Source organism: Patescibacteria group bacterium (assembly GCA_041674405.1).
Lineage (GTDB): Bacteria > Patescibacteriota > UBA1384 > XYA2-FULL-43-10 > XYA2-FULL-43-10 > JBAYVT01.
Window position 1 is genome coordinate 67,666 of sequence record JBAYVT010000002.1, and the last position, 23,539, is coordinate 91,204.

Consider the following 23,539-nt stretch of genomic DNA (forward strand, 5'->3'; position numbering starts at 1 on the left):
ATTAAATTATATTTCCTGAATATAAGCTAAAAATTTTTGGGTGGCAGACACTAACGTTTGTCGCCCGATTTCTCCGTTGTCATGGGCAATCTGATTTCTTATTTTATGCGCGTACCATACTGATTCATATGTATTCCTATCCATAAATTTTTCCGCCGCGCGCAATCTGTCAGCAAACGTTTCCCCTTCACAACCTTTCAATTTCAAAATGAAATCCACCAACTTGTCTGCTTCCAAAACCGCATGTTTTAGCTCAATTTTATTGTCCGAATTAGCAAGATCTAAAATTTCATTTCTTTTTGTGCGGATATAATTTTTCTCCTCGTTTGAAATTCCCCGCTTGACTTTGCCTTTCTTTCGAAATGGCAAAGTAACAAGCCACCATAACCCACGGAACAATCCTAAAACTATTACTTCCGGAACCGTTTGCTGATTTTTTTTATAATTTGCCATTATTTGATCTCTATCGAATTAATATAAACCGGACTCACGGGTTTATCATTCGAATCAGTAGCTACTTCGGAAATGCTTTTTACCACATCCATCCCGGATAATACTTCGCCGAAAACCGTATATTTTCCATCGAGCTGAGGCTGTGGTTGGTCAGAGACAATGAAAAACTGGCTTCCGTTCGTATTCGGGCCAGAGTTTGCCATCGCAAGCGTGCCGGCGACAATCTTGTGGTCATTAATTTCATCATTAAATTCATATCCCGGCCCACCAGTTCCATCACCCTTTGGATCACCGCTTTGGATCATGAAGCTTTTAATCACTCGGTGAAACGTAAGACCATCATAAAATTTTTGATCCGCCAATTTTTCGAAATTTGCGACAGTATTTGGCGCATCCTGATCATATAGTTTAAGATCAATATCACCGAGGGAAGTCGTAATGAGTGCTTCGTGTCTAGCGGGCGGATTTAAAGTTGCATTTATTTTCCCGCCAACAAAAGGAAATACAATGATAAGCGCAACCGCAACCACATACACCCAAAAATCAATTCTGTGCCAAGGCTCAGACCATGGGTTACTTAAAAATCTCTTCTTTTTTACAAGTTCCTTCTTGTCTATTATCTCTTCAATTTTTTTCTCTTTTCTTATGCGAGCTTTTTTACCCATCGGTTCCTTCAAAACAAATACTAATTTCTTAACTCTGGAAAAATGATCAGGATTATTTTTGTAGCTTTTTACGCCTTGCTTTGATCTTCCCCATCTTCTTTTTAACTGATTCAAAAGCATCGATATCAATATTCTCGGCAATAAGTAAAGCAGTAATTATCACGTCGGCAATTTCACTGGAAATGTTATCTTTTTTATAATCAGACATTTTTTCACTGCGCTGCATATTCATTGACGACATAATTTCGTTGGATAATTCACCAACCTCTTCCATCAATTTCACGGTTCGATTGAGTGTTCTGCGATCTTGGTCATAAATTGCGCCAATCTCACTAAGTGTTTTTTCATGCTCTTCCCTGATCAATTTTTGAATTTCTTCCGTATTCATAGTTTTGGCTTTTTAACATGATGATCTGTTGAATTTTCAAATGCACTGGCGACTTTAAAGATTTTACCTTCTCCATGCATTGGGCCGATTAGCTGCATACCGACCGGAAGGCCAGACTTGGTAAACCCGGCAGGTACGCTCATTGCCGGCACACCGGCAGGATTTATCGGCACGGTATTGGCATCGGCCAAATACATCGAGAGCGGATCATCCATCTTCTCCCCGATTTTGAAAGCCGGGAAAGGGGAGACCGGCGTTAAAAGAACATCATATTTTTGTAATACTTCCTCGTACTCTTTCTTGATTTTCGTTCGGACTTTAGCCGCCTTAAGATAATATGCATCGTAATAGCCAGAGGAGAGTGTATATGTACCCATCATAATCGAACGCTTTGCTTCATCCCCAAATCCGGCTGTTCTGGAATTGAAATAGATTTCTTCCAAAGTTTTTAGTTTTTCGTTTTTAGTTTTTAGTTCGCTATAGCCATAACGAATTCCATCATATCTGGAAAGATTTGATGATGCTTCAGATTTTGCGATTATATAGTATGTCGCAATCGCGTATTTAGTTGATGGCAATGATGTTTCCTCAACAATCGCACCCAATTTTTCTAGCTGGTGTTTCGCGTTTTCCAAAATTTCTGCTACCTCAGGATTTAATCCCTCACCATAAAACTCTTTTGGCACGCCGATTTTTACCCCTTTCAAATTTTTAGCAAGATACGAGGTATAGTCGGGTAATGCTTCCTGTATCGTGGTTGAATCCTTCGGATCATTGCCGGCGATATGATTTAAGATAATTGCCGCATCTTCGACGGTTTTGGCAATTGGTCCGATAGTATCAAAACTTGAAGCATAGCTTACCACTCCGTTTCTAGAGACTAGCCCATAGGTTACCTTAAGTCCGACTGTTGAGCAAAAGCTGGATGGCTGGCGTATTGAGCCTCCGGTATCGGTTCCTAGTGAAAAAACGCACTCGTCAGCAGCAACGGCAGCTGCCGATCCTCCCGACGAACCACCGGGAACTCGGTCCAAATCCCAGGGATTATGCGTCGGTCCAAAATACGAGGTTTCTGTCGATGAGCCCATCGTAAATTCATCTGTATTCACTTTCCCGAGAAGTATACAACCGGCATCCTTAAGTTTTTTAACAACCGTTGCGTCGTGAGGAGGAATAAAATCTTCGAGTATTTTTGAGGCTGCAGTTGTCTTTATTCCCTTCGTTAAAAACACATCCTTGAGCGCTATCGGAATCCCGTCGAGTTCACTTAAAATTTTGCCAGCAGCTCTGCGCTTGTCAGACTCCTTCGCCTCATTGAGAGCGGATTCTTTTGTAATCGTAATATATGATTTTACTTTCGGTTCCACGCTTTCAATCCGTTCGAAAATTGCTTCTGTTAATCTGGCTGAGGTGATTTCTCCGCTTGAAAGCTTGTCTATTGCCTGTTTTAGAGTTAAAGAATGCATTTAGATTTCCTCATCACCATTAGCAAAAACGCCTGGAACTTTGAAAGATTTGGACTCAAATTCCGGTGCATTTAGCTCTATTTCGGCATATCCTATTTCCGATCTTTCAACTATGTCTTCGCGAGAAATATTGGTTAGTCCGGTAACCTGAGCAGTCGGTTCGACATTTTCCGTATTTACTTCGGACAGCTGGTCAACATATTCTAAAACGCTAGAGAGCTGTCGAGCAAACTTGTCTTTTTCCGGTTCGGAAAGATTCAGCCGTGCCAATTTGGCAATATATTCAACATCGGTTTTGGATAATTTCGCCATAAACAAAAAAATATTAGCTCTTAGAAACCTAAACCGATCTTAGCACTATTCGTTTCTAGGTTCAAGCAACCAATTGCTATTTTTAAATCCTCTGGCAATCAAAAACAACAGGATATTTATTATCAAAACAAGCTGAACAAAATCCTGTATTACCAGAAGCTCGATGTAGCCCATCTAGGCTCAAATAATGCACTCCCTCTACTCCGAGGTATTTTTCCAGTGCCGGCAAATCAAGTTTGGAGGCAATTAATTCCTCTTCTTTTGCCATATCAATGCCATAGTAACACGGGTGTTTTACTGGTGGGCTCGCTACAATTATTCGGATTTCCTTTGCACCGGCTTCGCGTACCATTTTTACGATTTCCTTAGATGTCGAGCCACGAACAATAGAATCATCAACCAGGCCAACTCGCTTGCCATTGATTAATTTTTTTAACACATTTAATTTCAAACGTACTCCCGAGATCCTGACTGAACTTGAAGGATCAATAAAAAGACGTTTTGCTTGGGGTGTTTTAATGATTCCCCTGCCATATGAGACACCCGAGGCGCTGTGAAATCCAATTGCCGATGCGATTCCTGAGTCTGGAATTGGAACAATAATATCTAGCTTCTTTTTTAATATCTGATTTTCTTCAAATAAAATTTTCCCTAATTTATGGCGAAACATTTCATTCGGAGTACCGTTCAAAATACTATCCGGCCTTGATAAATATATTTTCTCAAAAACACAAAAACTAACCTTACTTCCTCCATGCAAATATTTACTGGATATTATCTTTCCACTGGAGAAAACTAGCATAGTGCCCGCCCCAACCTCCTTTATATTTTTTGCACCCATTTGATCCAGAGCACAAGTTTCAGAAGCAAGCATAAAAATAGTTTCTTCGTTAGTTTTTGCCCTCCCATAAAAAAGAGGCCTGATTCCTTTCGGATCACGTACAGCGATTAATTTTTTAGCGGTTAAAACAAGAAGAGAAAAGGATCCACAAATTCGATTACAAGTTTCAGCGACTGCTTGTTCAATAGTTTTTTCATTTGAATGCGCAATCAACGATGCAATTAATTCTGTGTCGCTATCTCCTGATAACTTAATTCGGCGGCTTATCATTTCTTGGCGTAATTTAGAACTATCAATATTGCCGTTATGAACAACTGAAACATGATATTTTCCTCTTTTTTCAACTGGCTGGGCATTTTCTATAACTGATCCTCCGGTTGTCGAATAACGATTTTGCCCGACTGCAATATTGCCGGTAAGCGGAGTAATAGTTTCTTGGCGAAAAATTTCGCTTACCAGTCCTTGTTTTTTGTATGTCTTGATTCTTTTGCCGTTTGATACCGAAATTCCAGCAGATTCTTGTCCCCGGCCCTGAATACTCTGAAGACCAATAACAAGAAGGCTTGCCAACATGAATGAATCCTTATTTTTTTCGGATATCGCTCCAACTATTCCACACATGGTAATCCTTTTGTAATTAAAACTAAATCATCCCAATTTCATCTTATATCTTTTACCCTGAAATACAAAAAATGCATTAAAATTTTGTGCACATTTTTTGTTCTCCTAGATGATTTGATATTTAAATCGGGAAAATTTGATTAAGGGAAGATATATATCCTAACCAAAATAAATCAGAGCGATTGACAAAACTACCCTTATGTTATAATATTCCAAGTTGGACTCATACACCGACATACAGGCTACAGGAGGAGATGTTCGTGATCGACAAAGTTAGAGAGTTCAAACCATGGGAGAAGCCGAGGGCTGACGGGAAGCACAGCATCAGCTTCTTGATCGGGTTTCGTGCCGTACTTGCGATCCCGATCCAGCACTATGACGCCGTTCTCGGCGGTCTCTACTGCGTCGCCGTCCTCCTGCTTAGAGAGGATGGGGACCATGAGATCAGAGACCGGTCGAGCGGGCTCTTGGAAATCTTGGCAGGCCGAGAACAGGATAACCTGCCACTTTCCGATCCGGCCAAGCTCGAGATGTTGGTCGGGGTCCTGTCTTCGATCTCATCCAACTCGACCGCCTACCGGCTGTACAGGAACACGGCAACCCGCAGGGTCGTGATCGTCCGCGAGGAAGGCGAAATCGGCGAAGGGGCTACAGAGAAACCTGAGAAAAGACCAGCAGGCATCGCTGCCTGGTCCGTCGAAAGGTTCAATGAATGTCTCGCTCGTGGCCACCACCGGTTCGAGGGACGCATTCTGGTGAACAACCGAGGGGGCCAGCCTTACGAGCTGATGGTGTGCACTGACTGCAGAGTCACGATCGCAGCGATGCAAGTGATCCCGGGCAAATAGCCCAAGAAGGAGGATAGAGCCGAGCGGCCCCGATTCAATTCGGGGTCGTTCTGCGTTTTATCCACAGCAATATTTTTGACAGCGGTATATATCAAGTGGTAAGTCTAAAATAGATCGTATTACTTCCGCATCGGGGTGATTTTGATGGGAAGTTCGTCAGGTCGGCGTCGACGCCCGTCTTCGGTATGGAAGCAAGCATACCGCGCGAATGGTAAAGCTCACAAGCTCACCAAGTCGGGCGAAGACGAGAAGGCTGCCGAGGCGTTTTACCAGAAGGTAGGCTGTGTCTGCGAGACATCGCTTACCCCAGGCTTTACGCAATGGCAATGGGATCCTGTCGTAGAAGCCGTCTCGGTATCTCTAGCACACCCGCCGAAGAAAGAACGGCACAAGCGACTCCATGTTCCTCCAGACGTACTGGAGGAATACATCAGAGGGAACGGCTTTTCAAGCCGCGAAAGGAACTTCCTTCTGAAGCGCCTTCGGCAAGTACTTCGGTACCGAGAGAAAGGCGCTCCCCAACCTTACGTTCGGTAGGCAACCCTACTCTATCAACCCCGCAGTAACCTCGCGCGGGCCATCCGTGGCTCGCGCGTTCCCCGTTTTTTAGTACAAAATTTCATTTAAGTATTTCTAAAAAATCTTTTTCAGAAATAACCTTGATCCCCAATCTTCTGGCCTTATCCAACTTTGAGCCCGGATCTTCTCCCGCTACTAAAAAATCGGTTTTAGAAGTTACGGACGAAGAAACTTTGCCGCCAAATTGGACAATTTTTTTGTGGGCATCATCGCGGGTCATTGTTTCCAGGGTGCCTGTAACTACGAATGATTTTCCATCCAGTTTTTTTGAGCGGACAGGGGAGTGATATGGTGCGATTTCCACGCCAAGTTTTGTAAGTTTTTTAATCAAATTAATATTTCGCTCATCTTGAAAATATTTATAAATCGAATCAGCAACCTTCTCTCCCACCCCGTACATTGAATCAAACTTCTCTTTCGGCGCCGACATGATCGCATCGAGTGTTCCAAACTGGCTGGCGACATCAACTGCTGTTTCGCTCCCAATATGGCGAATGCCAAGAGCATATAAAAATCGTTCCAATGATATTTTTTTACTCTTCTCTATCGCTTCGACAAGGTTGCCGGCTGATTTTTCGGCAAATCTCTCAAGCGGTTTCAAATCCCCTTCCGAAAGTTCAAACAGATCTGCAGGATCCTTTATTAAGCCCTCACTTATTAACTGCTCGATAATTTTCGGCCCTAGTCCATCGATGTCGAGGGCATTTTTTGAAACAAAAAATTCAAGTTGCCGTCTTTCTCTCACCACGCAATTTTTGTCTGCGCAGTAATAGTCAACTTCGCCCTGTCGCCTCTCAACCTTACCGCCGCATACCGGGCATTCCTTGGGCATGTGAAAAGTTTTTTCTTTGCCCGTACGCATATTTTTGATTGGTGCAACAACTTCCGGGATTACATCCCCTGCTTTGTGAATAATTACGGTATCTCCAATGCGAATATCCTTACGCCGGATTTCATCTTCGTTGTGCAATGTTGCGCGGGAAACAGTTGATCCAGCAACCAGTGTCGGATTCATCACTGCAACTGGCGTCAATTTTCCAGTCCTGCCAACATTGACAATAATATCCTTGATTACGCTGGTTGCTTCTTCTGCTGCGAATTTGTAAGCTACCATTGCCCGTGGTGCTTTGCCGACCACGCCAAGCCGCTCAAATTCCTTCTTGTCATCGAGGACCACAACCACGCCATCGGTTTGATATGGCAGATTTTCTCGATCTTTGTCCCACTTTTCGAGAAATTCTTCAACTTCTTTAATGTCCTTACAATGTTTATTGTTTTTATTGACCTTAAATCCGAAACAGCCGGCAAGCTCGTGCTCTTCGTGGTGATATTGTAAACCCAATTTTGTTGGAACGGCATAAACCAAGAAATCCAAATCGCGAGCTGCTGTCACTTTTGGATCAAGCTGACGCACGGAACCGGCCGCAATATTTCGTGGATTGGCATATGGCGCCAAACCATCCTGAATTCTATCCTCATTTAGTTTTTCAAAATCAGCTTTAGAGAGAAATACTTCTCCGCGAACTTCAAATTTTCTATGAGTTGACGCGTCCTCTCCCCGCTTGCAAAGATAGTCACTCGGCTTCCCGTATTCCGATAATTTTAGTGGAATACTATCGACGGTCCTTAGGTTCTGCGTTACATCTTCGCCGACAGTGCCATCTCCACGGGTTGCGCCACGAGTCAAAATTCCATTCTCGTAAATCAAAGATACTGCCAGCCCATCCATCTTAAGCTCGACAAAATATCCGCCGGATTCTATTGCTTTTCGCGCTCCCTGTTTGACCAAACGTTCTTCCCATTTACGAAGTTCGGCAAAATCAAAGACATCATTTATAGATAGCATTCTCGTTTCATGGCGTACTTTTTCAAATTTTTTTGCAGGCTCCGCTCCCACTCTCTGCGTCGGCGAATCGGGAGTGATTAAATCAGGATATTCTTCTTCGTTTTTTTCAAGCTCACGAAAAAGAGAGTCATAAACTGCATCCGATACGCTTGGCGCATCGAGAACATAATATTTATATCGATGGAGATCGAGCTCTTTTTTGAGTGTCTCTATTCGCTTTTTTGCTTCATCTTCTTTCATAACTCAAAAGTTTGACCCCAAGCCAATGTTATAACCTCTATTCCTGAATTTTCCATAGCTATTTGAAAATCTTTAACTTTAACAGGAAAAACCGAGTTGTCATAATGAATAGGTATTACATTTTTTGGCATTAATTTTTTCAACTCTGATTTAGCTTGAGAGATGTCCATAACGACTTTGCCACAGATTGGAGCAGCAATGATTTCCGCTTTGGCAGTCGGGTCTAGTACAACTGTGTCGCCCGGATCATAAAAAGTTTTTTTGGTATCGTTTTCCACAATCAAAAATCCACTAACAACCGGCGGCCTGTTACCATTCGGCAATGGCCCATGCTTTGAGATGCTTCCTCGAATTTTGAAGCCATCAAATTCCCAATCGATACCATCACCTATTACTTTAGCATTAACGTCTGGATAATCGTTAGCAATAATCCCTACTACACTACTTGTAGATAATATTTTAAGGCCACTATTATTTTGAATAATTTCTTTGATATTTTCGTAATCAAAGTGATCTGGGTGTTCATGAGTAACTACTAATAAATCGATTTCGTCGAAGCTATTGGGAGACAGCTTTTCATCTTCAAATACAAACTTTCCCGGATCAACAAGGATTCGGCTATGTGAAGTTTCTATTAATAAGCAAGATTGGGCATGTTTTGTTATCTTCATAGCCGTATTATACGCTCATCTTGTTAAGCGCAGCAATTCTTTCTGAAATCGGCGGATGGGTGGAAAATATTTTTTGAAAATACGATTCTTTCTTTCCAAACGGATCAGAAATATAAAGATGAGCGGTGGCACCGGAAACTTTTCGCATTGGGCGTGAATATCCGCCAATCTTTTTTAATGCTCCCGCCAAACCTTCGGGATAACGGGTCAGAAGTGCTCCGGATGAGTCGGCCAAGAATTCCCGTTTTCTCGAAATTGCCAGCTGAATTAACGTTGCCGCAATCGGAGCCAAGATTGCTGCCACAAGAGCCACTATTAAGAGAATCGCCTGAAGCTGTCCATCACCCCCCGAATCACGATTTCTCCCCCCAAAACCAAACCATCGCGAACGCAGAAACAAGTCTGATAATAAGGTAATGACACCAACCAAAACGACGACAATCATCATAAGGCGTGTGTCATAATTGCCAACATGCGATAATTCGTGCGCAATCACACCTTCCAATTCGTTTTTATCAAGGATATCCAAAAGTCCTGTAGTTACTGCCAAAGACGCATGTTTAGGATCCCGACCAGTGGCAAAAGCATTCGGTGCATCGTCGGAAATGATATAAATCTCCGGCATCGGAAGGCCCGCTGTAATGGTAAGATTTTCAACAATGCGAAATAATGGCTCATTGCTTTTGCGATTAAGCTTTTGCGCCCCAGATATTGATAATGCAATTTTGTCACCAGAAAAATAACTCAAAAGCCCTTGAATTAAGGCTATCACAATCGCGAAGTACAGAATAACCGGCGAGTTGAAAGCATAAGAAAAAACAAAACCAAGAGCAATGACAATAACAACGAAGAATAACAAAAGTATTCCCGACCTCCATTTATTGGTATCGATGTTTTGATAGATTGTCATTACGACCTAAAAAATTATGTGTTCAATTTTTTTGCCAACAACAGGAAGAGGTTTGATTTGGCCTTTTAGGGCTGCAATTATTCCAAGAATCATAACTACAAGGTTGAAAAGTGCCAAAATCGGGCCGAGAACCCAACCTATCAGCGGGATAGCCAGCACAAAAGGAACCGCTGCCCACAAAAGAAGCAGGACCGTCCCTTGCTTTGCGTGATAAAAGACATAATCGTCATCACGATAAAATAAGAGTGGAATTACAACTAAAATTAGCAGATAACAAAGAACAGCAGCCATAATGCTAGTCTTTCTCAAGGTAGCCTCCCGCTAAATTACAAAAAATTATTTAATCAAGCGAATTGCAAATGGATATTTGTAATCTTCACCTTTGGATACGGCAACAGCAGCCATGATGCAGAAGATCAAGTTGACGATCGCGACCGCTGAAACGATCAAAGTTCCGATCAAGATTATTGTCAAAATCCATCCAATGATATAGCCGATAAGCACCGTAATTTGGAAATTCAAAGCTTCCTTGGCTTGGTTTTTGACATAACCCTCTTCCGGTTTTGTAAGATAAATTACAAGCGGACCAATAAACCCGATTACAATACCTAAAACATGTGCCAAAATTGCAAGAGTATTATCTTCGCTCTTGCTTGGCGCTGGTTTTTCTTCTGGCATACAAACTCCCTTAAATTATTTAATATTTAGCTAAAATTAACCTTAGCTGGCTGTTTCTCCGCTTCATTCTCAACTTCAAATAATTCCTTAGACTTAAAGCCAAACATCGAAGCAATAATGTTCGAGGGGAAACTTTGGATAGCAATGTTTAGTTCGCGAACATTGCCATTGTAAAACCTGCGGGCAGCCTGAATTTTATCTTCTGTGTCTGTAAGCTCGTCCTGCAGTTTGCCAAAGTTTTCATTGGCTTTGAGCTGTGGGTAGTTTTCAGCAATTGCGAAAATTGATTTAAGGGCTTCGGAAATTTGATTTTCCGCCTTACCCTTTTCCGTAAGATTTCCAGCTTTAAGCGCATCTGCACGTGCCTTGGTCACATTTTCAAAAACTTCTTTTTCATGTTTTTCGTAACCTTTGACTGTTTCGACTAAGTTGGGAATCAGGTCATACCTACGTTTCAACTGAACATCAATATCACTCCACGCCTCTTCGGATCGAACTTTCAAGGTAACAAGCTTGTTGTAGCCAGCAATCAAAGCAATAAGTATTATTGCTACGATTATAATTATGATCCAAACAGCTATCGACATAATATTCCTTTTTTATGAACTTCGTTCTACAGACTCATAACTCAATATGCCTTAACTCTCAATTATTATACACATAATGCAAGTATATGTCACCAGATTTTGTTATTTCTTTGTCATTTAAATTCTCGAATCGGGCTGAAAGCCGGAATGTTTTACCATCAGATACATAGCCATAAAACCAGCCCTCAGACGATTTTGGATCTGCCGGAATCACATCGATATAAGTTGGCACAATTGCCTTTTCGACTAGATTGCCAGCCGTATTTATATTAAGCAAGGCCGAAGATATCGGATATTTACCATATTTTTGCTTATAAGCTTCAAGACCGCCTTTGATTTTGGCAAGATCTGATCTGCGTAAATTGTCATTTGTTTCTGCCGTTGACGCTTGTGCGTTGCTTGAAGACCCGTAAGTGCTGCCAGGGGTAGTATCCGAGCTTGATGATGAAGAACTCGTTGCAATTTCTATTTTATCACCAAGGCTTGGTATCGTAATGGTATTTTCTACATCGTAACCGGAAAAGTCTATATTTATCTCAGCCCGTGTTACAGAAGAAGAAATAGATGGGATGATAATCAGGTCAGCTTTGTGTATGAGATGGTCTGAAATTCCAATCCAAATATTGCCATCGATTTTTTGTACCATTTCACTCTTTATCCCTAATTTATCAAATATTCCGCCGATTTCAAGTTTGTCTATCTGGTAATTGTAACATCGTACTCCTCCGATTTTCTCGTTAGCAACACGGCTACCAATGATGGAAAAACCTTGGTCTGGTTTGGCTGCATAGAATTGGGACATAGCATTTCCACTATCTGCCAGTGCCGAAAGTTTATAATCAAGCCACTTGTTCGGGTCTGCTTTTTCGTTAAATTTTATATCACTTCCCGCTTTAACATATAAATCGTTGGCTGAATTCAACAAAGAAATTTTGCTGTCTGATCCTACTAATTTTTTAACTGTGATGTCCAGAGAGAATGCATTTTTGTTGGACGAACCAGAAAACGTAAAATCCAGCTGCTTTACTGTGGTTTCTTGTGATTGGTAGCTTGGATAAGAAGACTGGTCCCCTAAATTAGTTGTGGAATTGGTGGCAGAATTATTTGCCGAATTTGAATTGTCCGTTGCGGAGTCAACAGATGGTGTAGAAGAATATGACGAACTACCATAAATATCGGATGCTGTAGAATCCGTGCTCGTCGAAGAATCACCAGAATAATAGCTTTCGTATTGGGCCAATACTCCGGAAATTGAATTGCTTATTTCGCTGTCAGATAGTGCATAAGGAAGGGCAATGGCCGACACAAGCGGCGAGGTTATGTTTGAATTTATTGTTTTATTGACGGTCAGAGACAAGGTTCCGGACATTTTAAAATTCGGATGATTTTGATTGTTGGCAACTGCTATTGCTAGAGCTTTTTCTGGATTTTTTGGCAGGCCACCCCACAAGTTCTCAAGGCCAATAGCACCATAAATATTTTCGAGCCCCAATGACATTACGCCGGCTTCGGTTAAAAACGTGACCGCCACAATCAACAGAATTGCGCACGAAGTAATTACAAAAGCCGGCCTTTTCAAAAGGGGTGGTTTACTGCTTTTGGCAAACTGGGGAGCTGCACCCACCTGCTTAGCACCCGATTGCATAGGTTTCACAGGCGCACCGGAAACAGAAGGCATTTTTGCGTATGGCGGAACAGCAGCCGTTGTATTATTCGTCTTTGCTTGGCTGGGATTTACCGGTAACGTTGGCAAAACCGGCTCACCCACGGGCTTTTCGGAAGAAGGTTTGCGTTTTTTAAAAAATCCAAATATACCGGCCTTCTTGGGCTTGTTAATAGATGGCATATCCGAAGAAACCGGCTTATTAATTTCCGGCTGCTTGATATCACTTAGAGAATTATTTGTAGTTTTTTGGGTATTGACCGGTTGTTGAGGCAGTGGCGGCATTGCCGCATCTTCCAATTGTTTTCCATCAGGCGTCGATAAATCAATAACCGGTGGCGAGGATTTTTCTTGGGGCAAATTTTCAGTAACATCGGGCTTGCTTGCATTTTCGACAATCTGATTTCCAGCAGGATCAATCTTTGGTTGTGGTTGCTCTAAAAGAGGGCCAACGGGCGTAGTTTCTGGTTTAGCCATTTCGGCTGTTTCGGTTGCCTTTTTGGAGGCTACTTCTGGTGCAGTATTTGGTTTATTTGCCGGCACAGAAGCTTGGTCATTGGCAGCAACAGACGAAGCAGGAATTTTTTTGCCAACCTGCTCGTCAATCTCCTTGGGAATGTTAAAAGGAACGGGTTTTTCCTCCGGTTCATTAGAAACATTTTCATTATCCAATGTTCCGACAATTTTGGGCTTATTTCCTTCTTCGGGAAGATCAACTGGGTCGTCCCAGGGACTGCCTCCGGTTCCCGAAGCGGTATTTGTATCGTCTAGGTCCATTACCCCTCACTGCTAATCATGCATATTATAAGATTAATCGCACCTAAGAACAAGCCTTGGCGGTTCATTTCAATTCAATTTTAACCATAAGCTCAAATTCTTTTCCTCCAATAACGATTTTTACCGAATGATCCCCTTCGTCTTTGAGCGCCCCCTTTAAGTTAACTTTTTCTGCGTGTATTTGATATTTTTCGGCAAGCTCGTCTTCTATTTTCTTGGCATTTATGCCGGTATAGGCTTTTTTACCCTTTTCCGCTTTAAGGACAAAGTTCAAATTTAAATTTTGAATTGATTCCGCCAAATCTTTCGAACGGCTTTCGTCTTCCTCTTTCTCTTTGTTTATAAGATATTCTGATTCCAATTTTTTGGCACGTGAATCAGTAGCATAAAATGCCAGCCCTTTTGGAATCAGATAATTTCGCGCAAATCCCGGCTTAACATTCCTGCGCTCTCCCAACTCCCCTATACCTTCTAATTTCTTGGTAAAAATTACTTCCATAAACCTACTTCTTTAATAAATATTGTAAAGCACCCGATAAAATATTGTCGTCTGAAGCATTTGTGTCAGCCTTAATCTCCAAATCCGGCTTAATTCCAACTTTATCAATCGTATTCCCATTCGGCGTAAGCCATTTTGCAATCGTGACCTTGATGGCTGAGCCGTCTTTTAGCTCCTCCAGTATTTGTACGCTTCCCTTGCCAAAAGTTGTTGTACCGATGATCTCACCACGCGCTCTGTCCTTAATTGCGCCAGCCAATATCTCAGCCGCTGAAGCCGATCCATCATTCACCATAACAGCCAAAGGATAATCCTTGAGTGTCGCCCGCCTTATGGTTTTATAATCCTTCTTCTTGTTGTCTTTTTCAACTTCAGAGACCACATTTCCGCCATCCAAGAAATAGCTGGCGACATCGACTGCACTATCAAGATAACCACCAGGATTGTTCCTAAGATCCAGAACAATTCCATCGGGTTTATTTTTTAAAATATCATTCGCAATGCCATCAAACAGGTTATTAGTATCATCACCAAATTGTCGGATTGTCACATATGCAAATTTCTTGCCATCCAATGTCTTATATTCCAGCGTAACCGATGGAACCGTGATTTTTTCTCTGGTAACCCTGATTGTAATATTTTGATCCTGTCCAGGCCTCGATAATACTAATGTTACATCCGTGCCGCTTGTTCCTCTGATTTTATCAATCGTGCCTTGGAAGCCGAGATCAAAAGCATTTTGCCCGTCTACTGAAATTATCACGTCTTTTGCCTTGATTCCGGCTTTCTCCGCCGGAGAGTCAGGGAGAGGGGCAACAATGGTTAAGGAGTTATTTACTTCGGTAACCTCCACGCCGATCCCTTCAAATTGTCCGGACATATCTTCTTGAAATTTTTTGTTTTCCTCTGGGGTAAAGTACACGGTATAAGGATCATTTAGCGAATTTAGCATGCCTGAAATTGCGCCATAAACAAGGTTTTGGGGATTTATTGTATCAACCGAGTCTTGATTCAATTTGTTCCAAGCATCCCAAAAAGTTGAAAAATCGACATTTGCCGGCTTACCGGTATCGGTATTTACTACACTCGCCGGAACAAAGGGAATGTTAAGATCGATGCCCTTTTTCCCGGTGGTATATCCCGATATAAAAGCGCCCGATAGTACGATTATCAGGACAAGAAAATACAACAAACATTTAGCCCAAATTTGTTTAGGCCATTTTTTCTTTATTTTCATGAGATAATTGTAACCAAATTAGTCTGATAAGTCTAATGGGCTAATTGGGAATTTTTGTTTAGTAAATGTAGCTATATCCGCCATAGCGTCCAGGATTTACGTTCTCTCGATAGCTATACTTGAATTTAGACCAGTTATACTCCGAAACGTCAATCGTCCCGTCTCCATTTATCGCTTGCACAATCGCAACGTGACCGTACGGCATAGAAGTAGATTTTTGCCAACTAATAATTGCGCCGACACGGGGGGTGGAAGAAACGCTGTATCCTTGGTCGCCAGCAAGAACAGGCCAATTTGCCGCATCTCCATTACCAGGCCGAGTATTATGCCAAGCTTTACCTTCCATTACATTAAAATACCATGATGCATATGATGTACATTCTCTCACCAAGAAACCATATCCAGGAGGATCTGGGTCTGGAGTGTCTGGTGTAAGATAACAATACGGGTATCCGCCACACCCTTGGTCTTTTACGATCTCTCCTGCTCCTAGTTTTTGGCGCAATGCATAAATAGCGTCAGAAAGATTATGGATTTCTGATTTTAATGCCTCAACCCGATCTAAATAGCTCTGCTTTTGAGCCAAGGTTCCGGTAAGTAGGGTGTTTTTATAACTCTTCTGTGCTGTTATCGAATTGAAATAACTTTCTTTCTGGTCACGCAAACTTTTCAGTTCTGCCATTTTGCTGTCCTGATCGGCTTTTTGTTTTGAAAGCTCGTCTTTCATTTCATTAATCTTCTCTGTTTCAGTCTGAATTTGTTGTTTGATAGCATCGTAATATTGCTGTTTGGTGACCGCATCAGATAACGTGCCTGAAGACAAAAGCGCATAAGTCAAGCCTGAATTATCCCCTTCCATATACCACGAAACGACAATGTTATTTAATTTAATTTTTTCTTCATCCAATTTATTTTGCTGTTCCTCAATTTGCCTCGCCAGATCATCAATCGTGGTTTGGGTTTCTGTAATCTGATTTTCGGTAGTATCGATTGCATTTTGAGTTGAGGTGATTTGACTATTTAGGTTATTTATTTGTGTGTTTATCGCGTCTGCTTGTTTCTGGGCAGTAGCTGCAGCTGCTGCAGCAGCCGCCGCCTGTTGTTGTTTGGCCGTCTGTTGCTTCTGCAAATCGGATAAAGAGGTTGCCGATGAGGACAAAGGAATCAAAAAAAGCGCAAAACCAAGTATTAGCGATGCGCCCCAAGTGATAAATTTTTGTATTTTTTCAACCCTCACTTATTCTTCTTTCCTGTACATATTATTATACTACTTATCATTTAACTGGTCAAGATATTAATATATGTTTCAAAGTTTTTTACTTTTGAATTTTGGCTTATTTAAGGTATTTCTTAACGGCAACAATCGAACATACAGCGCCAAGTATAACACCAACGGCAAATTGCAAAAATATTACCAATCCGAAACTGACCCCAAGATAGCCTTGCCCCATATCAAAACCGCCGAGATAATTTCTAGCAACAGGAATTGTGATTTGAAAAGCCAAATACAAAAGCAGAGACGCAATTATGGTGGCAGCGATACCATACGCTATACCATCAACTATAAATGGACCGCGGATATACCAATCCGTCGCCCCCACAAGCTTCATGATTTCTATTTCTTCCGATCGTGCAAATATTGTTAAGCGGATCGTATTGTAAATAACCAAAACAGAGATCAAGGCAAAAACCAAAGAAAGGCTCCAACCAGCGATATTCACAAAAGTAGTTATCCTGATAAGTTTGTCGATTAAATCTTTATTTTTGCGGTAAGATAATTCTTTGATCAACGGAGTGTATTCCTGGCTGGAAAGAAAAGAGTCAATTTTATCCAGATCCTGCGGATCTTCCGTTTTAATCTCTAAACTCCTGGGAAGCGGATTGTCGGCCTGATTGACAATATTTTTGATGTTTTCATTGTCTTTATTTCTCTCTTGCCAGATTCGCAATGCTTCTTCTTTTGAAACGTAATCTACCGATGTTACCTCCGGCCTGGCACGAATGACTTTTTGAAGCGCAGTAACCTGATCTTCAGTTGCAGAATCTTGAATATAGGCGACCATGTCGATCCTGTCTTTCAGGTTTTCCGCCATTTTATTTGTGATCACAGAAAGCGACGCAAATATCGAGATCGTGATAAGCGTAATTACCATAATCAAGGTTGAAGCAAGCGAAAGCCAGCGATTCCGCCAGAGTGAAATCAGAGATGTTTTAAATATTCGATATATTGTGAGGGTAAACATATGTTTCCTTAACCAGTTAAAAAGTTAAAAGTAAAAATTAGTTCAATGCTTAATAATTTTTTACTTGTAATTTTGAATTTTGATTTTCAAATTAAAGAACGTACTTACCATGTGCCTGGTCCGCCACGATTTTTCCGTCACGCATGGTGATAACCCTCCTCTGCAGAGCATCAACCACTTCTTTGTCGTGCGTTGCGAGAAGCACGATAGTTCCCTGTCGATTGATTTTGAACAAAAGCTCAATAATTTCCCATGTAGTTACAGGGTCCAAGTTACCAGTGGGCTCATCAGCGATTAAAAGCCTTGGCTTATGCACAAGCGCTCTTGCGATCGAAACACGCTGTTTTTCACCACCTGATAATTCTTCAGATAGAGCCTTAATTCTCGAAGTCAATCCGACAATTTCAATAATTTTTGGTACTTTGTCTTCGATTTCTGCCCTGGTCGCCCCAGCCACCTCTAGAGCAAAAGCGACATTTTCATATACGGTCTTTTTTGGAAGCAATTTGAAATCTTGAAATATCACCCCGACCTTTCTGCGATAATAAGGTAAATCCCTTTTTTTAAGCTGCAAGATGTCTCGGCCGGCAACGATAATTCGTCCCGAAGTCGGATCTTCTTCTCTCGTCAAAAGCCTGATCAGGGTCGATTTGCCAGCCCCGGATGGCCCAACCAAAGATATGAATTCACCTAAAAAAACTTTGAAGGATACATCGTCCACTGCAACAATATTGCCAGGATAAGTCTTGCACACATTGATAAATTCAATCACTGCTTCTGGTGAATTTTTTTTGGCTTTATTGCCTGGATCTGATTTTTTTTCATCAACAGAATCATTTTCTGGAACGTCTTTGGGCGGTTTAGGCATCAGATCTTGTCCTTCAGGCTTCTCTGAGGATTTATCATGAGGCGCTTTTGTTTGAGTCTCGGAATCTGCCTTTTTATCAATTTTTGGTTTCAAAATATCCTGCATATTATCCCATTAATTTTGTTAAATCAGTACCGATCATCTCCCCTGGCATTGCAATCTCCATGACAGATAAAATTGTGGAGGCAACATCGGCAAGAATCCCCGTCGGTCCTTCAGAAGAATATTTTATCAAATCTTCATGCTTGAATAAAATATCGTTACTAAATAAAAGTGGCTTTTTCAAAAAATCCATTGAAACAAAGGGTACGGGATTGGTCGTATGTTCTTTGTTTACCTCACCCGTGATCGGGTCAATCATATTTTCACAATTTCCATGATCAGCCGTAAGAAATACAAAATATCCATTTTCCGATGCTTTCAAAAGCATTTTTTTAAGACAAGAGTCAATCGCCTCGCATGCTTTTACCGATGCCCCAAGCATTCCTGTGTGCCCAACCATGTCCCCGTTTGCAAAATTCACAAGTATGAAGTCTTCCTTTGCTGACAGGGCAGAAATAACTTTTTCGCTCACGCCAGAAGCCGACATTTCAGGTTTTTTATCATATGTTGGCACTTTTGGAGATGGCACGACTATATCATTCTCGTTTTTGTGCGGCTTTTCTACCCCACCATTGAAAAAATAAGTCACATGAGGATACTTTTCAGTCTCAGCAGTATGAAATTGCTTAAGCCCAGACTCGGAAATAATGTCAGAAAAGGTATTTTTTAGATTTGTAGGCTTAAAAATTACCGGTAGGCCATACCTTGCATCATATTCTGTCATTGTAGCGATATTAAGCGGCGTAATTTTGTTTCGGCGAAAACCATTAAATTCAAAACTTGAGAAGGCCTCGAGGAGTTGGCGAACGCGATCTACGCGAAAATTGTAGAAAATTATCGTGTCACCGTGCTCGATCAAACCAGTTTTATCTATTACGCAAGGCTCAATAAACTCGTCAAATATCTGATTATCATAACTATCCTTGATCGCCTCAAGAACCGAAGAAAATTCTTTCCCCTTCCCTTCGGTCATCAGGCGATAAGCTTTTTCGGTACGTTGCCATCTTGAATCTCTATCCATCGCATAGTAGCGACCGATCAAAGTTGAGATTCGCCCAAGACCGATTGTTTTAAGCTTGGCTTCAATTTGTTGTGCAGTTGCTAATGCGGCCTTTGGTGGTGTGTCCCTGCCATCTGAAATAAAATGGATACAAGCATCCTTCACCCCAATTTTTTTCGCAACATCTAAAGCGGCAAACAAGTGGTTCACATGAGAATGTACCCCTCCCGAACTGGTAATTCCGATAAGGTGCAATTTCCCCGATTTTGCCTTCTCCAGCGTTTTTGTCAGTTCTTCATTTTTCCCAAATTCGCCTGACTCGATAGCTTGGTCAATTCTGGGAAGGCTCTCCCATACAACCCTTCCTGTGCCTAAATTCAAGTGCCCTACTTCCGAATTTCCCATCTCTCCACGAGAAAGACCAACCTCTACTCCGGAGGCTGTAATCGAGATTTTTGGATAATTTCCATAAATGTGATCAAGGATTGGGGTTTTAGCAAGATAGGTCGCATTGCCATCTGTCACTGGAGATAATCCCCATCCATCTAAAACCACGAGCATGGTTTTTCGTCTGGCCGATTCGGTCATTTCCCTCACTTTGGCTAGTTTAATTACGCTATATATTATATCATGCGAGCTCTGCTCTATCCAGTTTGATCCGGAAAATCATATAAGCCTATTTGGGTCCATAAATTGTCGGATTTATTTTTACAAAAAAGTCCTATGCTGCTGCAATTAAAATCGAATGCAAGATTAATCTCTTTCATTTCGGAGTACTTATCAAAAAGCGCATTTTCGGGAATATCCCCTGATAATGTTATGTGGGGAATAAAATTATCGGGATAATAATCTAACTTTTCTACTGAATGTAAAACCGCATTTTTAATAATTTGGTGCAGACGGACAATCTCATTAGAATTTTCAACGGATAGATATATGGTCCCAAATTTATTATCAAACTTCTTGATAGGCCCGGTACTAATTTGAAAAGCAGAGAGCGAAGGAATGGTTGCATTAATCTGGTTTTTCAAGGTTTCCACGCTAGCTCCATCGACTAGAGAGGAAGGGGGCATAATCGTGATATGTGGAGGAAGAGTAATCTTCCAATTTGGATCCTTATATTGCTCTTGCAAAGAAGAAATTTTTTTTCGATAAGGGTCGGGTATAATAATAACTATAATGTAAAGCATGTGCTACTCCTTGTTTGAGATCATAATTTGGTAGTGAACAACAAAAATACATCGATGGTCTAAGTATCAACGCCCGCAACATTTTTTGTATTTCTTGCCGCTTCCGCACGGACACGGATCATTGCGCCCCACCTTTGAATTTGATTTTATCGTATGCTGTTTTCCTGCAGACGACATCATTCGATCGTGAACAGATGTCTCTTTCGGGCCACGGATGGTAGTCGTCACGCCGCCAGATGAAGATTGCTCGATTCTTTTTTCGGTGCGTTTTGCTTCTTCCTCAAGCATCGGCTCGTCTTTTTCAATGTCACCTATCGTATCAGGATCTGGTGATTTGTATTCTAATGGCCTACGCACGATTGGAGCAGTGGGCTGGACTTGAACTTCGACTTTATATATAACGCGGGCGACCGAGGATTCGATTGCCGCAATTAGACCCTCAAAAAGTCTGTAGGCTTCTGCTTTATATTCAACGAGCGGATCTCTCTGGCCATAACCTCGAAGGCCGATGCCTTCACGAAGTTCATCCATCGTTGTCAAATGTTCGACCCACAAATTGTCAATTGTCCGAAGGTATATTGCGCGCTCGATTTGGCGCATAACTTCATGACCATATCTATTCTCTCTTTCGTCATATATAGATTTTGCAAAATCCTTAAGATGTTCAGATGACAAATTTTCGATCTTGGCATTATTTCCAAAAATAACCTTAAGTTCAGAAATTGTTTTTTCCTTGTCATCAATATTGCGATTGATAATTCCTTCAATTTGATTGTAAACTATACCGAGAATTTCGTCTTTAGGGCTGCCTTTTTCATTTTTTGCCAATTCGAGAATCCCACGCCTTTTTCGGTAAATTACTTCGCGGTGCTTATTCATCACATCGTCATAATCAACCAAATGTTTTCGAATGTCGAAGTTATATCCTTCCACTTTTCGCTGAGCGCTTTCAATCGATCGAGAAATCAGGCGATTTTCGATAGGCTGATCTTCTGGTAGTCCAAGCCGATCCATCATAAGTTTGATACGATCGCCGCCAAAAATTCTCATCAGGTCATCTTCTAAAGAAACGTAGAATTGCGAAGATCCGGGATCGCCTTGACGTCCAGATCGACCTCGAAGCTGATTATCGATCCGTCTTGCTTCATGGCGCTCCGTACCAATAACATGTAAGCCGCCAAGTTCGCGTACGCCTTCGCCGAGCTTAATATCCGTACCTCGTCCGGCCATATTGGTTGCAACCGTAATTGAGCCCTTTAATCCCGCCTTGGTGATAATTTTTGCTTCGCGTTCATGATTTTTCGCGTTTAATATTTCATGCTTAATACCGGCTTTTTTCAAAAGCTTTGAAATGAGTTCGTTTTTTTCAACCGAAACCGTGCCGATAAGAACCGGTTGTCCTTTTTCTTTACATTCTTTTACATCCCGTACTACAGCATCGTATTTTCCAGCCTCGGTCTTATAAATTTTATCTTCATGATCTTTGCGTACAATGGGCTTGTTCGTTGGAATTTCGACAACATCAAGCGTATAAATCTTAAAAAATTCTTCCGCTTCTGTCGCTGCTGTACCAGTCATGCCCGAAAGTTTTTTGTACATTCGAAACAGGTTCTGGAAAGAAATTGTTGCCAGGGTTTGTGATTCGCGTTTCACCTCGACACCTTCTTTTGCTTCGATTGCCTGGTGCAGGCCCTCGGAGTATCTGCGGCCGATCATAAGCCGTCCAGTAAACTCATCAACAATGATAATTTCACCTTCTCGAACCACGTAATCTCGATCACGCTTGAACAGGGCATGCGCCTTCAGTGCTTGCTCGAGATGATGGACCATGTTGCCACCGGAAACCTCATATATATTCTCAACACCTAGCATCTTTTCCATTTTACGAATGCCTTCGTCGGTAAGATAAACTGATTTCTCCTTTTCTTGAACCGTATAATCCTCGCTTTCGGATAAACGCGGCACGAGTGATGCAAATTGGGCGTACATGCTGCCAGATTCTTCGGCCGCTGCCGAAATAATAAGCGGAGTACGCGCTTCATCAATCAAAATCGAGTCCACCTCATCGACGATGGCAAAATAAAGTTCGCGTTGGACACAGGCTTCCACGCTCGGTGCCATGTTATCACGCAAATAATCAAAACCGAATTCATTGTTCGTGCCATAGGTGACGTCGCAAGCATAGGCCTCCTTGCGGCTACAAGGAGTAAGGTTTGATCCATCACATTCGGAGTAGTGCTTGTAGGACTTAGTCTTTTCAAATCTGTAGGTCTCTTGATTACTTTGGATCACACCGACGGTCATCCCAAGAAAATTATAAACCTCTCCCATACCCTCACCGTTAAATTTTGAGAGATAATCGTTGACCGTAACCAAATGAACACCGCGCCCAGTGAGAGCATTTAGATAGAGAGGTAGGGTTGCAACAATAGTTTTTCCCTCTCCGGTTTTCATCTCTGCGATATTGCCTTCGTGAAGTACCAACCCACCGATAATTTGAACGTCAAATTGGCGCTCATTCCAGACGCGCTTGGTCGCTTCGCGGACAATAGCAAAAGCCTCGGGAGTGATTTCTTCGAGAATTTCCTTCTCTCTTTCTAAATCACCGCCTGCTTCCGCCAACCGTAATTTGAGTTCGGCAGTTTTGTCCCTCAGCTCCTTGTCAGTCAGTTTCTGAAACTCAGCTTCAAGATCGGAGATTCTATCAACCTTCGCTCGGAGCTTCCGGATAACCTTTTGATATGAATTCCCAACCAATTTATCTAAAAACGACATAACTCTCCATCTTTTTATGTCTGGCTTTAACTCAAAGAATACCACGATTCGAGCGTAAAAACAATCAATAGCACGATTAA

Annotated in this window: 22 protein-coding genes; 1 reads left to right on the forward strand and 21 read right to left on the reverse strand. The window is 41.7% G+C overall.

Annotated elements, in window-relative coordinates:
• Positions 1–6: 6 nt before the first annotated feature.
• The 6 genes from WC080_01775 to purF all read right to left on the reverse strand — a co-directional run bounded on the left by WC080_01775 (position 7) and on the right by purF (position 4,746).
• A complete protein-coding gene (locus WC080_01775; protein MFA7243997.1) occupies positions 7–453 on the reverse strand; it encodes a hypothetical protein in 447 nt (148 codons plus the stop codon).
• Positions 453–1,118 (reverse strand): peptidylprolyl isomerase, encoded by a 666-nt coding sequence (locus WC080_01780; GenBank protein ID MFA7243998.1) that lies wholly within the window; start codon positions 1,116–1,118, stop codon positions 453–455. The genes WC080_01775 and WC080_01780 overlap by 1 nt, the downstream gene beginning before the upstream one ends.
• 52 nt (positions 1,119–1,170) lie before the next feature.
• The gene (locus WC080_01785) at positions 1,171–1,506 is read right to left on the reverse strand and encodes a MazG nucleotide pyrophosphohydrolase domain-containing protein (protein MFA7243999.1); all 336 of its coding nucleotides are present in this window, start codon (positions 1,504–1,506) and stop codon (positions 1,171–1,173) included.
• Positions 1,503–2,972: an Asp-tRNA(Asn)/Glu-tRNA(Gln) amidotransferase subunit GatA gene (gene gatA, locus WC080_01790; protein MFA7244000.1), complete on the reverse strand. Its 1,470-nt coding sequence runs from the start codon at positions 2,970–2,972 to the stop codon at positions 1,503–1,505. Before gatA ends, WC080_01785 begins: the two co-directional genes overlap by 4 nt.
• A complete protein-coding gene (gene gatC, locus WC080_01795; protein MFA7244001.1) occupies positions 2,973–3,284 on the reverse strand; it encodes an Asp-tRNA(Asn)/Glu-tRNA(Gln) amidotransferase subunit GatC in 312 nt (103 codons plus the stop codon).
• 82 nt (positions 3,285–3,366) lie between these two features.
• Positions 3,367–4,746 (reverse strand): amidophosphoribosyltransferase, encoded by a 1,380-nt coding sequence (gene purF, locus WC080_01800; GenBank protein MFA7244002.1) that lies wholly within the window; start codon positions 4,744–4,746, stop codon positions 3,367–3,369.
• Positions 4,747–5,000: 254 nt separating this feature from the next.
• Here purF and WC080_01805 point away from each other — a divergent pair, with 254 nt between their 5' ends.
• Positions 5,001–5,594, forward strand: coding sequence for a hypothetical protein (locus WC080_01805; GenBank protein MFA7244003.1), 594 nt, complete (start codon positions 5,001–5,003; stop codon positions 5,592–5,594).
• Positions 5,595–6,213: 619 nt separating this feature from the next.
• Here the strand turns inward: WC080_01805 and ligA are convergent.
• The 15 genes from ligA to secA all read right to left on the reverse strand — a co-directional run bounded on the left by ligA (position 6,214) and on the right by secA (position 23,459).
• Complete coding sequence (ligA, locus tag WC080_01810) at positions 6,214–8,259, reverse strand: NAD-dependent DNA ligase LigA (protein MFA7244004.1); 2,046 nt, start codon at positions 8,257–8,259, stop codon at positions 6,214–6,216.
• Entirely contained in the window at positions 8,256–8,930 is a 675-nt protein-coding gene (locus tag WC080_01815) for an MBL fold metallo-hydrolase (protein MFA7244005.1), read from the reverse strand. The genes ligA and WC080_01815 overlap by 4 nt, the downstream gene beginning before the upstream one ends.
• Before the next feature lie 7 nt (positions 8,931–8,937).
• A complete protein-coding gene (locus tag WC080_01820; GenBank protein MFA7244006.1) occupies positions 8,938–9,840 on the reverse strand; it encodes a M48 family metallopeptidase in 903 nt (300 codons plus the stop codon).
• 6 nt (positions 9,841–9,846) lie between these two features.
• Positions 9,847–10,149, reverse strand: coding sequence for a hypothetical protein (locus tag WC080_01825; protein MFA7244007.1), 303 nt, complete (start codon positions 10,147–10,149; stop codon positions 9,847–9,849).
• 27 nt (positions 10,150–10,176) lie between these two features.
• The gene (locus WC080_01830; GenBank protein ID MFA7244008.1) at positions 10,177–10,518 is read right to left on the reverse strand and encodes a DUF4870 domain-containing protein; all 342 of its coding nucleotides are present in this window, start codon (positions 10,516–10,518) and stop codon (positions 10,177–10,179) included.
• Between the two features lie 26 nt (positions 10,519–10,544).
• The gene (locus WC080_01835; GenBank protein ID MFA7244009.1) at positions 10,545–11,105 is read right to left on the reverse strand and encodes a LemA family protein; all 561 of its coding nucleotides are present in this window, start codon (positions 11,103–11,105) and stop codon (positions 10,545–10,547) included.
• Between the two features lie 58 nt (positions 11,106–11,163).
• Positions 11,164–13,545 (reverse strand): hypothetical protein, encoded by a 2,382-nt coding sequence (locus tag WC080_01840; protein ID MFA7244010.1) that lies wholly within the window; start codon positions 13,543–13,545, stop codon positions 11,164–11,166.
• Positions 13,546–13,609: 64 nt separating this feature from the next.
• Complete coding sequence (gene rplI / locus WC080_01845) at positions 13,610–14,044, reverse strand: 50S ribosomal protein L9 (protein MFA7244011.1); 435 nt, start codon at positions 14,042–14,044, stop codon at positions 13,610–13,612.
• A 4-nt stretch (positions 14,045–14,048) separates the two neighbouring features.
• Entirely contained in the window at positions 14,049–15,281 is a 1,233-nt protein-coding gene (locus WC080_01850; GenBank protein MFA7244012.1) for a S41 family peptidase, read from the reverse strand.
• 58 nt (positions 15,282–15,339) lie between these two features.
• Positions 15,340–16,518, reverse strand: coding sequence for a CHAP domain-containing protein (locus WC080_01855; GenBank protein MFA7244013.1), 1,179 nt, complete (start codon positions 16,516–16,518; stop codon positions 15,340–15,342).
• A gap of 97 nt (positions 16,519–16,615) precedes the next feature.
• Positions 16,616–17,524 (reverse strand): permease-like cell division protein FtsX, encoded by a 909-nt coding sequence (ftsX, locus tag WC080_01860; protein ID MFA7244014.1) that lies wholly within the window; start codon positions 17,522–17,524, stop codon positions 16,616–16,618.
• A gap of 91 nt (positions 17,525–17,615) precedes the next feature.
• Positions 17,616–18,296: a cell division ATP-binding protein FtsE gene (ftsE, locus tag WC080_01865; GenBank protein ID MFA7244015.1), complete on the reverse strand. Its 681-nt coding sequence runs from the start codon at positions 18,294–18,296 to the stop codon at positions 17,616–17,618.
• A 202-nt stretch (positions 18,297–18,498) separates the two neighbouring features.
• A complete protein-coding gene (gene gpmI / locus WC080_01870) occupies positions 18,499–20,082 on the reverse strand; it encodes a 2,3-bisphosphoglycerate-independent phosphoglycerate mutase (GenBank protein ID MFA7244016.1) in 1,584 nt (527 codons plus the stop codon).
• A 56-nt stretch (positions 20,083–20,138) separates the two neighbouring features.
• A complete protein-coding gene (locus WC080_01875; GenBank protein MFA7244017.1) occupies positions 20,139–20,684 on the reverse strand; it encodes a 2'-5' RNA ligase family protein in 546 nt (181 codons plus the stop codon).
• 66 nt (positions 20,685–20,750) lie between these two features.
• A complete protein-coding gene (secA, locus tag WC080_01880) occupies positions 20,751–23,459 on the reverse strand; it encodes a preprotein translocase subunit SecA (protein ID MFA7244018.1) in 2,709 nt (902 codons plus the stop codon).
• Between the last annotated feature and the right edge of the window lie 80 nt (positions 23,460–23,539).

Bases quoted from the DNA above. Each gene is read 5' to 3' on its own strand.
- purF (MFA7244002.1), bottom strand. From the start codon at position 4,746: ATGTGTGGAATAGTTGGAGCGATATCCGAAAAAAATAAGGATTCATTC.
- ligA (MFA7244004.1), bottom strand. From the start codon at position 8,259: ATGAAAGAAGATGAAGCAAAAAAGCGAATAGAGACACTCAAAAAAGAG.
- WC080_01780 (MFA7243998.1), bottom strand. From the start codon at position 1,118: ATGGGTAAAAAAGCTCGCATAAGAAAAGAGAAAAAAATTGAAGAGATA.
- WC080_01850 (MFA7244012.1), bottom strand. From the start codon at position 15,281: ATGAAAATAAAGAAAAAATGGCCTAAACAAATTTGGGCTAAATGTTTG.
- rplI (MFA7244011.1), bottom strand. From the start codon at position 14,044: ATGGAAGTAATTTTTACCAAGAAATTAGAAGGTATAGGGGAGTTGGGA.
- gpmI (MFA7244016.1), bottom strand. From the start codon at position 20,082: ATGACCGAATCGGCCAGACGAAAAACCATGCTCGTGGTTTTAGATGGA.
- WC080_01785 (MFA7243999.1), bottom strand. From the start codon at position 1,506: ATGAATACGGAAGAAATTCAAAAATTGATCAGGGAAGAGCATGAAAAA.
- WC080_01835 (MFA7244009.1), bottom strand. From the start codon at position 11,105: ATGTCGATAGCTGTTTGGATCATAATTATAATCGTAGCAATAATACTT.
- gatC (MFA7244001.1), bottom strand. From the start codon at position 3,284: ATGGCGAAATTATCCAAAACCGATGTTGAATATATTGCCAAATTGGCA.
- WC080_01840 (MFA7244010.1), bottom strand. From the start codon at position 13,545: ATGGACCTAGACGATACAAATACCGCTTCGGGAACCGGAGGCAGTCCC.
- secA (MFA7244018.1), bottom strand. From the start codon at position 23,459: ATGTCGTTTTTAGATAAATTGGTTGGGAATTCATATCAAAAGGTTATC.
- WC080_01820 (MFA7244006.1), bottom strand. From the start codon at position 9,840: ATGACAATCTATCAAAACATCGATACCAATAAATGGAGGTCGGGAATA.
- WC080_01805 (MFA7244003.1), top strand. From the start codon at position 5,001: ATGTTCGTGATCGACAAAGTTAGAGAGTTCAAACCATGGGAGAAGCCG.
- WC080_01875 (MFA7244017.1), bottom strand. From the start codon at position 20,684: ATGCTTTACATTATAGTTATTATTATACCCGACCCTTATCGAAAAAAA.
- WC080_01830 (MFA7244008.1), bottom strand. From the start codon at position 10,518: ATGCCAGAAGAAAAACCAGCGCCAAGCAAGAGCGAAGATAATACTCTT.
- ftsX (MFA7244014.1), bottom strand. From the start codon at position 17,524: ATGTTTACCCTCACAATATATCGAATATTTAAAACATCTCTGATTTCA.
- WC080_01815 (MFA7244005.1), bottom strand. From the start codon at position 8,930: ATGAAGATAACAAAACATGCCCAATCTTGCTTATTAATAGAAACTTCA.
- gatA (MFA7244000.1), bottom strand. From the start codon at position 2,972: ATGCATTCTTTAACTCTAAAACAGGCAATAGACAAGCTTTCAAGCGGA.
- WC080_01775 (MFA7243997.1), bottom strand. From the start codon at position 453: ATGGCAAATTATAAAAAAAATCAGCAAACGGTTCCGGAAGTAATAGTT.